This is a genomic window from Ruminococcus sp. HUN007 (genome assembly GCF_000712055.1).
GTDB lineage: Bacteria > Bacillota > Clostridia > Oscillospirales > Ruminococcaceae > HUN007.
Genome location: NZ_JOOA01000002.1, coordinates 1,690,404 through 1,702,783, shown reverse-complemented (window position 1 = coordinate 1,702,783; position 12,380 = coordinate 1,690,404). Strand labels below are relative to the sequence as shown.

Annotated in this window: 11 protein-coding genes; 7 read left to right on the top strand and 4 right to left on the bottom strand. The window is 41.8% G+C overall.

The features are described from left to right. Positions 1–60: 60 nt before the first annotated feature. The 3 genes from CC97_RS21355 to CC97_RS11500 are packed head-to-tail and all read left to right on the top strand — an operon-like array spanning position 61 to position 1,338. Entirely contained in the window at positions 61–495 is a 435-nt protein-coding gene (locus CC97_RS21355) for an HAD hydrolase family protein (RefSeq protein ID WP_049962863.1), read from the top strand. 4 nt (positions 496–499) lie between these two features. After that, positions 500–880 carry an HAD-IIB family hydrolase gene (locus CC97_RS21350; protein ID WP_081850100.1) on the top strand — a complete coding sequence of 127 codons (381 nt, stop codon included), beginning with the start codon at positions 500–502 and terminating at the stop codon, positions 878–880. Continuing rightward, the gene (locus tag CC97_RS11500) at positions 880–1,338 is read left to right on the top strand and encodes a VanZ family protein (protein ID WP_049962861.1); all 459 of its coding nucleotides are present in this window, start codon (positions 880–882) and stop codon (positions 1,336–1,338) included. Before CC97_RS21350 ends, CC97_RS11500 begins: the two co-directional genes overlap by 1 nt. A 127-nt stretch (positions 1,339–1,465) precedes the next feature. Here CC97_RS11500 and CC97_RS11495 read toward each other — a convergent pair whose 3' ends face one another. The 3 genes from CC97_RS11495 to CC97_RS11485 all read right to left on the bottom strand — a co-directional run bounded on the left by CC97_RS11495 (position 1,466) and on the right by CC97_RS11485 (position 5,636). Next, positions 1,466–2,635 carry a toxic anion resistance protein gene (locus tag CC97_RS11495; protein ID WP_044975087.1) on the bottom strand — a complete coding sequence of 390 codons (1,170 nt, stop codon included), beginning with the start codon at positions 2,633–2,635 and terminating at the stop codon, positions 1,466–1,468. Between the two features lie 196 nt (positions 2,636–2,831). Next, positions 2,832–5,147, bottom strand: coding sequence for a YceG family protein (locus CC97_RS11490; protein WP_044975086.1), 2,316 nt, complete (start codon positions 5,145–5,147; stop codon positions 2,832–2,834). A 183-nt stretch (positions 5,148–5,330) separates the two neighbouring features. Then, positions 5,331–5,636, bottom strand: a complete 306-nt coding sequence (locus tag CC97_RS11485; RefSeq protein WP_044975085.1) for a Dabb family protein — start codon at positions 5,634–5,636, stop codon at positions 5,331–5,333. 283 nt (positions 5,637–5,919) lie between these two features. Here CC97_RS11485 and CC97_RS11480 point away from each other — a divergent pair, with 283 nt between their 5' ends. Together CC97_RS11480 and CC97_RS11475 are read left to right on the top strand one after the other, a co-directional pair. Continuing rightward, a complete protein-coding gene (locus CC97_RS11480) occupies positions 5,920–6,249 on the top strand; it encodes a hypothetical protein (RefSeq protein ID WP_044975084.1) in 330 nt (109 codons plus the stop codon). Positions 6,250–6,266: 17 nt separating this feature from the next. After that, a complete protein-coding gene (locus CC97_RS11475; protein ID WP_081850099.1) occupies positions 6,267–7,598 on the top strand; it encodes a chloride channel protein in 1,332 nt (443 codons plus the stop codon). A gap of 38 nt (positions 7,599–7,636) precedes the next feature. On the opposite strand, the gene dusB is transcribed toward CC97_RS11475, so the two are convergent. Further along, positions 7,637–8,617 carry a tRNA dihydrouridine synthase DusB gene (dusB, locus tag CC97_RS11470; RefSeq protein WP_044975083.1) on the bottom strand — a complete coding sequence of 327 codons (981 nt, stop codon included), beginning with the start codon at positions 8,615–8,617 and terminating at the stop codon, positions 7,637–7,639. Between the two features lie 763 nt (positions 8,618–9,380). Here dusB and polA point away from each other — a divergent pair. Both polA and rimI read left to right on the top strand, forming a co-directional pair. Further along, complete coding sequence (polA, locus tag CC97_RS11465) at positions 9,381–11,936, top strand: DNA polymerase I (protein ID WP_044975082.1); 2,556 nt, start codon at positions 9,381–9,383, stop codon at positions 11,934–11,936. Further along, the gene (gene rimI / locus CC97_RS20215) at positions 11,920–12,378 is read left to right on the top strand and encodes a ribosomal protein S18-alanine N-acetyltransferase (RefSeq protein WP_044975081.1); all 459 of its coding nucleotides are present in this window, start codon (positions 11,920–11,922) and stop codon (positions 12,376–12,378) included. Before polA ends, rimI begins: the two co-directional genes overlap by 17 nt. The last annotated feature ends 2 nt before the right edge of the window (positions 12,379–12,380 follow it).

Sequence of the window (12,380 nt, the reverse complement as noted above, 5' to 3'; positions counted from 1 at the left end):
AGTGAACATAAAAAACACCGCCGTTCATTATAATTGTTTGGATTTAAGGATTGATAAACTATGGATAACAGAAAGATCGTATTTCTTGATATTGACGGAACACTTGTAAACTCAGAAAAGAAGATCACTCATGCCACAAAAGCGGCCTTGATGAGAATACAGAAGGAAGGCGTTAAAGTAGCTATCGCTTCCGGCAGACCGTCAAAGGGAGTTGTTCCGTTTGCCGATGAACTGGAACTTGATAAGTTCGGCGGTTTTATCATGCCTTTCAACGGATGCAATATTATTAACTATCAGACAAAGGAAGTTGTTTTTGCAAATACTCTTTCAATGGATACGGTAAAGCGCGCTTACGAAACAGCGAAGGAATACGGCCTTGAAATGATCACTTACAAGGGCGATGTTATTCTTTCTGAAACAGACGACAATCCGTATCTTCTTATAGAAGCAAGAATAAATAAGATGGACGTTGAAAAGGTAAAAAAACGTTTATGAAGCCATTGAAGAGCCGCCTGTAAAGTGCCTCATTCTGGGAGACGGTGAGTATCTCGGTAAAATTGAAGCCGAGATAAAGGAGAAGATAGGTGCCGGCGCAAATGTATTCCGTTCCGAGCCGTTCTTCATCGAAGTCGTGCCTGAGGGCCTTGACAAGGCCGCTGCAATAGCTGAGCTTATAAAGAAGACAGATATAAAGAGAGAGGACACTATCGCCTTCGGAGACGGTTTCAATGATGTATCTATGGTAGACTACGCCGGAATCGGTGTGGCTATGAGTAATGGGTGCGACAAAATCAAGGAAGTTGCCGACAGAATAGCTCCTGACAACAATTCAGACGGTGTTGCAGCAGTTATCAATGATATTTTCCCGGAGGCTCGCTGATGTCAGAGGAACAGTATCAGAAGAACAGACGTCATTTCAGAATATATACTGCTTCTGCTTTTCTGATCTATCTGCTTATAGTTCTTCACATAACTATTTTCAGCAGAGAGCCGGAGGAAAGGCGCATTGACACGGAACTTTTTCGTTCCTACAGGCTGCTTTTCGTAGAAAAGAATGATTTCTATTACGGTCAGATAGTATGTAATATTCTTATGACGGTACCGTTTGGTATCCTGATTCCTCTTCTGAATCCGAAGATTCGTTCTTTTATGAAAATTTTATTGTCCGGCCTGCTTTTTTCCCTGATCATAGAACTGGTTCAGTACTTTACCGGACGCGGACTCTTTGAGTTTGATGATCTTTTCAATAATACTGTCGGAGCGATTATCGGTTATCTTTTGTTTTTATACTTTTACTGGCGCTATCGGGTGAATATGAAAAAGTTAAGACGCTCATAGGAACTTTACGGGTATCAGTTAAGAACAGTATACCGGAGATTAATAACAGAAACAAAAAAGCATATCGTACTTTGAAAATATGTACGATATGCTTTTATTATTGCTTATTAATAATTTTTACAGGTGATCAGATAGCACCGTGCATTTTATTCTTGAAGTCATCCTTAAGCGCTTCGAGCTTCTTTGCATCTTCCTGACGCTTGATTCTTGCCTGTTCCTGGATCTGCTTTGTTTCGTCGATACCTCTTACGATAGTATTCCATGTCTTTTCGAGTGTTTCTACCTGAATTGAGCTGCCTGAAGCAAGCTGTGCTGTCATCTTGGACTGAGCAACTGTGTTTTCAGCGTTCTTGATAAGGAGTTCGTTTGTTTTCTCATCAAGAGCGCTCATAGCTTCAGCCTGTACACGCTGTCTCTTGAGCATGATAGCCTGTGCGAGTGACTGCTTGAATACAGGCATTGTGATAATGAATGCAGAGTTGATCTTTCTGATGAGGTTGAGGTTTGAATATTCCATTGTCTTGAGCATAGGAATAGTCTGAAGAGCAACGTTTTCAGCTACCTTGAGGTCCATAACTCTCTGGTCAAGGATATCACGTGTCTGTATGAGGTTGTTAAGATCCATACGGATAGTACCGTCTTCAGGATTTGCATTTACCTTTGCCTGGTATTCCTCGATATATGCGTCAAGTTCCTTTACGCCCTGTTCACCGGCCATGATATACTTAAGGAGTTCCTCGTAGTATGCAAGGTTAGCTTCGAACATTTTATCAAGCTTAACGTTGGTTTCACCGATCTCTTTTTCGTATCCCTTGAGCTGAATGTAGATCTTGTCTACTGCTTCGCCCATTGTGTGATACTTGCCGAGGATCTTGTCAAGTTCCTTTTTAGCATTTGAAAAGAGCTTTTTCAGGCCCTTTTCTTCCATTGCAAGTTCCTTGCTGTCAAACTGATTCATAACTTCTGCAAGGTTCTGGAGAAGCTTGCCTGAGTCGTTTATCTGGTTGATATCCATTGAATTGAGCACCTGGTCAGATGCCTTTGATATTTCTTCAGCTACAGGACCGCCGAATTTTACTATTGAATTAGGATTGCTTACATCGATCTGAGCTGTGAGTCTGTCAATCTCATCTGAATTAATGATTTTCTCCTGGAGTTCAGTCTTAGCTACTGTGATGTTGAATTCCTGTTCAACTTCAGGTACGACTTCAGGTACCGGAGTTGCTTCAGCTGTTGGTATGATCTCTGTTGCAGCGTCCTTTGCTGCTTCTGCACTTGGTTTAAAATTTAATGCCATTTTTTTATATCTCCGTTTCTCAGCCGTGAATAGTGAGAAGCTGTATCCGGCTGGTGAGTACAGCTTTGTATATGTTACAGTAAACTTAATTAGTTTACTGTAATTGGTTTGCCTGGTGCCCTGCTTACTGAATAGATCAGGAATCAGTTTACAGAGCGACTGTTGAAAATGATCATGTTACGCCGAATGTGCCGGATCATTTCTTACCCTTGAATATTCTTCCGAAGAATGATGTCTTTTCCTGCGGTATTTCTTTCGGTATAGCAAGATTCTGAGGTCTGAAATCATATTTGAATTCGCCGTGGATAAATTCCTGGAACGCTTCCGGACGTATAAATGATTCGAGATTCTTGTAACCTGTCGGTGTGTATACGATTATGTCAAATCCGATGAGGTTGAAAAGAACAAGAAGTATACATTCAGGAGCTTCAAATGTTTTCTGCCCTGCTGATACGATAACTATCTTCGGTATATCCTTTGTGAAATCGAATTTCTGGATTATCTGCAGCAGATTGTTCGGGATATTCAGACCGACAGTCAGCACGAGAGGTACGATATCTGTATCGGGAACAGTGATAAATCCGCTGTCGATTACTTCCTGCATCTTGCTGAAAATAAGATACTGTATGTTGTCTGTAAGATAGTTGTATTTGTTCAGCGGCGAATTTTTGAGGGCTTCTATGTCGATTTTTCTGCCGTTGCTGATTTTCTGTGCCTGGTCACGTCTTACACCTGAAGAAGGTTTGAAAAACGGTACCTTATTAAAGTAAACTGACATAGGAGCCAGCTTGAAGGCTATGTCTTTGTAGTATTCCTGTACGTCACCCTTCGGAATTCCGCTGACCTTTGCGAAAAGGTTAGGAACAATGACATATTCAGTTCTGCTGTCGAATCCTGTTCGGTACATTGCCTGCTGATGCCACATGAGCCCGAGTTCCTCGAAGGTAGTGGTAAGAGTCTGGTTACGTGAGAAGCTGAACTGATGTGTACGGAACATCGTGTTGTCGTTGTACAGGATAGTGTCAAGTGATTTTTCAGCATCGTAGGCCATTGTTGCAAGCTTGGTTTTGATCATTCTGTCAGGAAACGGCATATCGCTTCTTGAGTCTTTTCCTTCAAGAACTGTAAGATCAGCAAAACCTGCTGAAGTTACAAGCTTTAATATTGACTTGTCAGGATTGAAGTAGAAAACATCCATACCTGATCTTGCAAGCACGTTGAGAAAATGCAGTTCAGGAAGTGTTATTTTTCCGTAGTACATTACTGCCGGGATATCATTCCTGAAGAAGTCAAACTGAGATGTGATCTGATCAAACCAGCATGAAAGCATAACGCAGGTGTTGAACAGATTGTTTGTCTGTATGCTGTTTACTGCATCGATAAAGGCTTTCTGTGCAAGGACAGTTCTGCCGAGGTTATCATTAATTTTAAATTTTTCAGCAAACTTTGCGACCATTGCAGAGTCGTTGGTTTTCTGTATGGTATAGTATTTTTCAGCATCACTGTATCCCGGCTTCCTGAGTTCAGTAAGAAGAGTAAACTGTCTTCCGCTTGATGCCATTTCTTCTTTTGCGGTGTACAGTGAATTGTTGTAGGTGGTTTCTTCATTAAGACCGATACATGCAGTAAAGTAAACCGGTATTGTTGTATCGGTACACAGAAGCTTTGCCTGACGCAGTTCCAGTGTTGTGAGCATTTCCTTGAAAATGAATTCCCAGTCTGTCTGCAGATATTTTATCATCAGCGGATCAGACGCGTTCACTATGGCGTTTATTTTTTCATTTGCATGCTGCTTGTCAGCATACTGTTCGACGTTTACCTTACCGAGATTAAGGGAAAGCGGTGCTTTCAGAGAACCTTCGTGAAGGACTGAGTACTCGCTTTCGGTATCGCATTCACGGTAAGAATTTTCGTCTGTATAGTTTACGTAATTAACCTTGCATCCTAATTTGCTTACGTACCAGAGCCAGTAAACTTCATGTCTGGTGATGCTGCCGATGTAGAGAATGCTTTTTACCGGATATGTGTTGTAGCGGACTAACCAGCAGAAGAATTTCACCATTGCATTTTTCTGTGCAGACGGTGAAGGCGAATCATTTTTTACTTCTTTAAGAACCTCCATCATTTTTGCCGCAGCATCGTCAGTTGTTTTTACTGTGCCGAAACGGGTGATATCAAGAACGGAAGATGCTCTGAGTTTTTCGAGGAAACCTTTTATTGTTTCTTTGTCAGGTTCATCTGGTATAGTTATTAAAGAACTGATTTTGTTTACTTCCGGGTTTGCCGGATTTGCTATTGGCTTATCGAAGAAAAGACCGTTTGTTTTTGTTCCGACATAGAAAGATATGAGAAGTTCTGTGAAATCTTTTTCGTTGTCGTACCCGATATATCTGTTGAAAGTGTCTGATGCAGTACCTGTGGCTGCAGCAGCAGGTGCATTTGTCTGCGGAGCAGATGGTTTATCCTGCTTCGGGGAGCGGTCATATCTGGTGCCGGAGAAATTGATAGCCAATTGTTGTCACCTCTTGTTATAGTATTGGATAAATTTTATTATTGCATAGCCTGGCGGAAACGCAGATCATATGGGATTTAAACGTGGTGATAGTTCTGGTTTCCTGTGCTGATCTGGTAGCAGATCATACTTTATCAAGTAGTAATAATCACAGATTTATTATATCAAAAACAGCTAAATATGTCAAATTTCAAAGTCGATGCAGGCACGGTTTTTTCTTACTGCACAGATAAATTTTCCGAATTCCTTGTGGTCCGGATGGTTCTGGTATTCTGAAAGTCCTTCCATGTCATCAAAGTCGCAGACAAGGGCGATGTCATAGTTGGTGGCATCTGCTTCAGGTGAATTTGTTACTACGCTGTATTTACGGAGTGAAGGTACTTTTGTTCTTAAAGCTTCAGCTCGCTTTACTGCTTCGGTAAGGTTTTCAGCCTTTGTTTTTCCTTCTGCTTCGTCGAGAAGTGAGAACATTACGATATGTCTTATCATTTTTAATATCTGCCTTTCGTATATAATTATAATGTTTGTCGAAACGCCTGATGTCGTTGACAAAAGAATTCTTATGAAGTATAATTTTATTTGCACCGTAAGATCCGGATGCTGTAAAATCAGCGCAGGATACCGGCGTGAAGCACTTTGATGTCATATTCTGAGATCCGGTGCGGCGGGAATTCAGTCTGATCACTGTTACCCGAGGTTTATATCATGATTATAATTATACTATATTATGCATTTCAAGTCAATTAATAATGTGTTGCGGAGGACGGTTTCAATGAAGTATTTTTGCAGACCTGATGACAGAAAAGGTACGTGCTACTATGAGTTTCAGAAAGGTGAATTTGACGAAACATTCTGGAAGGATGACTCGCTTCTTATACATGATGATGACTGGTATGACAGCGGACTTGAAGATTTTTTCTTTGCCGAAATACCTGATCTTGATGAATACGGCACTACCACAGTAAAGCGTGAGCAGTGGGAAAATGTAAAAGAACATGCAGCACAATACGATGAGACCGTGAACGAGGCTGTTGCCGAACTGGATGAATGGGTGAAGGAAACATTTGAAGAATATGATGAATTTTCGATCCTCGGACTCTGAGAGCGCGGTGAACATCAATGTACGATTACAAAGGGAAAATTCAGAATTATTTTAAAGACACATGGTCATCGCTCGGCACGCTTGTCTTCTGGCTTATCGCCGGCTCAGTGACGGGTGCAGTTGTCGGACTCGTGGGTGTTGGATTCCATTATGCAATTGCTTCACTGACAGGGATAAGAAATGAGTATAACGGTATTATTTTCCTTTTGCCTGTTGGAGGACTTTTGATAGTCTGGCTTTACAAAGCCGCGGGTCTCGAAAAGGACAAGGGAACAAATGCAGTTATTCTTGCGGTCCGTGAGAATGAGGAACTTCCTTTCCGGCGGGCAGTGCTTATTTTTGTAAGTACGGTCATCACTCACTTTCTTGGCGGTTCAGCCGGACGAGAAGGAGCGGCTCTCCAGATCGGCGGAAGTCTTGCGGCATCCGGCAGCAGGTTTATAAAGCAGGATAAAAAGCAGAGCAAGATGTTTGTCATGTGCGGTATGAGCGCCTGTTTCTCTGCTCTTTTTGGTACACCGGTCACAGCAGCTATCTTTTCAATAGAAGTGATCAGTGTTGGTATTATGCACTACAGTGCGATAATACCGTGCGTAATATCTGCAATAACAGCGTATGAGATCTCAGTCGGACTCGGCGTTGTTCCGACTTCGTTCAGTATAAGAATGGTTCCGGAACTCCATGAAATTACGATCCTTAAGATAATACCGTTTGCAGTAGCCTGTGCGCTTGCCAGCAGATTTTTCTGTTTTATTATCCACCGCATAAAGCATATTATGCAGGGATATATTCCGAATCCGTATATACGTGTTCTTACCGGATCGGCTGTCATAATTGCACTTACACTTGCGGTAGGTGACCAGCGTTTTAACGGTGCAGGCGGCGAAATAATCACGGAGAGCTTTTCAGTCAGAATGGCTTTTTATTACTGGATACTGAAGCTGCTGTTTACTGCGGTCACTCTGGGATGCGGCTTCAAGGGCGGCGAAATCGTACCGGCCTTTTATGTAGGAGCGACTTTCGGAAGTTTTGCTTCGGAATTTTTCGGAATAAACTATTCGTTCGGAGCGGGACTCGGTCTTATAGCACTTTTCTGCGGAGCAACGAACTGTCCGGTGGCGTCGCTGCTTATGAGTATTGAACTTTTCGGAGTAGATGCAATTCCTTATTTCGCACTGATATGCGGTATTTCATATCTTGTATCGGGTGATACCGGTCTTTATGGTGAACAGAAGATAATGTACTCGCGAAAAATGCCTGTATTTATAAACAGGACACTCAGAAACAAAAAAACTGAACCGATTTCAGATGAAGTTCAGTCAGATAAAAACAAAACCAGTGAAAGTTAAAAGACCTTCGCTGGTTTATTTTTGTGCCGGCAGCTGTATTATTGATGATCAAGCTGAAGTTTTCTGAAATCTTCAGTTAGTTTTACTGCGTCTTCATAGCTTGAAAGACTGTAGCATCGTGCACGGAATGAGGCTGCACCGTACATTCCGGTAAGATACCATGCAAAGTGCTTTCTTGCCTCCTGAATAGCGATATGTTCAGGTTTGTCAGACATGGCAAGCCGCAGGTGATAAAGCATTGTTTCAAGCCTTGCTTCAAGATCAGGAGGGGTGAAAGGCTTTCCTTCAAAGTATGAGTCGATCTCCTTAAAGATCCATGGATTTCCGTAGGTTGCACGACCTATCATAACAAGATCACAGCCGGTGAAGTCATACATACGGAGGGCGTCGTCAAGGGAAGCGATGTCGCCGTTGCCGATCACAGGGATGGATACTGCCTTTTTCACTTCTTTTATGATGTTCATATCTGATTTACCTGAGTACATCTGATTTTTTGTTCTTCCGTGGACTGTAACAGCGTCAGCACCGGCTTTTTCCATGGCAGCGGCAAATTCCACAGCGTTCACGTGATCTTCATCCCAGCCTTTTCTGATTTTTACTGTAACAGGAAACTTTGATTCTGCTTTTACAGCCCGTACTATTTCTGCAGAAAGAGCAGTATCCTTCATAAGTGCGGCTCCGGAACCGTTTCCGGCCACCTTCGGAACAGGACAGCCCATGTTTATATCTATTATATCCGGCTCGTATTTTTCTATTATTTTTACGGCCTTTGCCATGAATTCAGGTTCGTTTCCGAAAAGCTGAAGGGCACATGGCCTTTCTTTTTCTGTTATTTTACAAAGTTCCTCGGTTTTTCTGTCACTGTAGCACAGTCCTTTTGAGGAAATAAGCTCGCTTACTGTATACGAGGCTCCGAACTCCCGGTTCAGTATCCTGTAAGCTCTGTCCGCTACGCTTGCCATCGGTGCAAGTACAGCGGTCTTTTTTATTTCTACACTGCCTATTTTAATGTATTCCATTCTTTTCACCTTTTTATCTGTATTTTTTTATTCAGTTTTTATGCTGGTTCTTCTTGCTTACTTGTTTTGGAGTAATACTTATACCGCTGTTTCGTTATAAGTTTTCTCCGTTTTTGCTTTATTCTGAATTTTTCTTCGTTTTTGTTTTAATTTTCTCTGTGTATTTCCTCGCTTTTGTTTTTATTTTTTTCTGTGTATTTCTTCGTTTTTGCTTTTACTTTTTTCTGTGCTTTCTTCGTTTTTTGTTTATACTTTTTTCTGTGTTTTCTTCGTTTTTTGTTTATACTTTTTTCTGTGTTTTTCTCCGTTTTTTCTTTTTACTTTTTTTCTGTGTTTTTCTTCGTTTTTTGTTTTTATTTTTTTCTGTGTATTTCTTCGTTTTTGCTTTTGCTTTTTTCTGCGTTTTCTACGTTTTTGTTTTTACCTTTTTTTGAGTTTTTCTTCGTTTTTTCTTTTGCTTTTTTCTGCGTTTTCTACGTTTTTGTTTTTACCTTTTTTGAGTTTTTCTTTGCTTTATACTTTTTTTATTCGGATTTTTTCCTTTCCGGAAATTCATTTTTTCTCAGTTTTTTGCCTCAATTATTTTATCATAATTTTTCTGATTTTCAAAGTGTTTTTTTATTTTTTAAAATTCTGATAGTCTTTTTCATGAAAATCTGCTATAATAGTAATAGATTTCTTAAAGAGGTCAGGTTGAAAATGGTTGCAAGCAAGCGATTACGAATCAGATTTGATTACCAACCGGTTTAAAGGAGGAAGATTTTTGAAAATACTTGCCATAGACGGTAACAGCATATTAAACCGTGCTTTCTACGGTATTAAGCTTCTGTCAAACAAGAAAGGTATCTTTACGAATGCTATTACAGGTTTCATGAACATCTATCTGAAAGAAAAAGAGGTTGTGAAACCTGATTGCACGATGGTTGCATTTGATCTCAAGGCACCGACCTTCAGACATAAGAAGGTGGATACCTATAAAGCCAACAGAAAAGGAATGCCTGCCGAGTTAGCTTCCCAGCTTCCTCTTGTGAAGGAACTGCTTAAGGGGCTGGGCATAAAGATTGTTGAATGTGAAGGCTTTGAAGCCGATGATATCCTTGGAACAGTGTCTGAGATCTTTTCATCCTCAGGCAATGAATGCGTCATACTTACCGGCGACCGTGACAGTCTGCAGCTTATAAATGACAAGGTTCACGTAAGACTTGTGACCAATAAGGAAACGATTGAATTTGATGAGGCTCTGTTTATTGAAAAGTACGGATTTGAGCCGATACATCTTATTGATCTGAAGGCACTTATGGGTGACAGTTCCGATAACATTTCCGGTGTTCCGGGTATAGGCGAAAAAACTGCAACTTCGCTTATAACTCAGTATAAAACAGTTGAAGCGTTGTACAACTCGATTGACGAGGCGGAATTGACAAAATCGGTCAGAAACAAGCTGATTACTGGCCGTGAAGCTGCTGATACCAGTAAATGGCTTGCAACTATAGTTAAAAACGCCCCGGTTGACAACTCGACGGACAGCTACAGAACGGGTGAAACAGATGAAAAAGCCGTCAGCAGACTGCTTACAGATCTTGAAATGTTCAAACTTCTGGAAAGGCTTCATATATCTCCTTCAGCGGTAGATAACAGTGATGCCGCCGAAACGGAAACGACTGAACTGCCTGCTGTAAAGAGTATTTCAGAACTTGATGACAAGATCCTTAAATCAGTTTCAGCATCTGAAACAGCTGATTTTCTTTTTGACAAGGATTCCGGAAAACTGAAAATAGTATGCGGTGACATGGCATATGTATGTGAAAACGAAAAACTCATACTTGAGTTTTTAGCTTCGGACGTAAAGAAAAGGACGTTTTCGGCAAAATCTGTTTACTGTCATGCATTTGCCGCAGGCTCATCACTGAAGAATATTGTATTTGACGCCGAGATAGCGGCTTACCTGCTTGATTCCATAGCTTCTGACTATGACCTCGGCAATCTGTGTGCGTCCTACGGAGTGCCTGATGTACCGGAGAATCTGCTGGAGTGTGCAGATGTGATCAGGCTTTCATCTCTCTGCGGCGTACTGGAAAAACTAATAAAAGAGAATAAGATGGATGATCTTCTCTGCAATATTGAACAGCCCCTTACTGAAGTCCTTGCATCCATGGAAACAGTGGGCGTAAGAACGGATACTGAAGGTGTTAGGGAATTCGGTGTGATGCTTTCAAAGGAAATCGACGATTACCGTGATCAGATCTGGAAAATGTGCGGCAGAGAGTTCAACATTTCTTCACCCAAGCAGCTTGGTGAGATCCTTTTTGAAGATCTCGGGCTGCCGGCTAAGAAAAAGACAAAAAGCGGATACTCGACCAATGCAGAGGTGCTTGAGGAGCTTCGCGACAAACATCCGGTGATCGAACTGATCCTGAAATACAGACAGCTTACCAAGCTCAATTCGACATATGTCGAGGGCCTTCTTAAGACTGTAGGGAAAGACGGCAGGATCCACAGTGTATTTAAACAGACTGAAACCAGAACAGGACGTATTTCTTCCACAGAACCGAACATGCAGAACATTCCTGTAAGAACGGAACTTGGGAGTCAGATGAGAAAATTTTTCACTTCCGGTGAGGGCAGAGTTCTGCTCGATGCCGACTACAGTCAGATCGAACTCCGTATTCTCGCCCATATGTGCGGCGACGAAAACATGCAGCAGGCTTTCAGGGACGGTACGGATATACATACCATGACCGCATCCCAGGTGTTTGACATGCCGCCTGTCATGGTCACCAGCGCGATGAGAAGCGCTGCCAAGGCGGTTAACTTCGGCATAATATACGGAATAGGAGCGTTCTCTCTTTCAAAGGATATCGGCGTTACAGTTGCTGAAGCGGACCGGTATATCAGGAACTATCTCAAAAAATATGCTGCTGTAGGAACATTTATGGATCAGACAGTGGAAACTGCGCAGGAAACAGGATATGTCTATACAATGTTCGGCAGAAGAAGAGCTGTTCCTGAACTTCGTGCTTCAAATAAAATGGTACAGGCTGCCGGTAAGCGCATCGCAATGAACACCCCGGTACAGGGCTCTGCGGCTGACATAATCAAGATCGCAATGGTAAGAGTTTATAAAAGGCTTCGTGAAGAAGGCCTTGACGCTGACCTTATACTTCAGGTACATGATGAACTTATAGTTGAAGTATCAGAGGCAGATGCTGAACGTGCGGCAAAGATCCTTTCCGAGGAAATGACAGGTGCAGCGGATCTTAAGGTACCGCTTATCGCAGATGTAAACAAAGGCAGGACGTGGTATGATGCAAAGGGATGATGTTACGGTAAGAATGGCTGTTCTGAAAGACGTTATCAGACTTGCTGAACTTGACCGGAGTATCTTTTCTGATTACTGGAGTGAAAAAGCATTCATTTCAAGTGTGGACAGCAAAATGGAGATCGTCACGGTGGCTGTTCTCAGGGATACTGAAGAAATTGCAGCCTATGCCGCTGTTTCATACGTACTTGATGAGTGCAATATAAACAGAATAGCAGTTGCGCCGGAATTCCGCGGAAGAGGGCTCGGTACATATCTTCTTGGCTGCATAGAGGAACTTCTATCGCCTGATGTAACCATATTCAATCTCGAAGTGCGTGAAAGTAATAAATACGCTATTGAAATGTATGAAAAATTCGGGTATACTGTATTAGGCAGAAGAAAAAATTTCTACAGGTGTCCGACAGAGGATGCACTGCTTATGACTAAACGAAAGGTTTGATT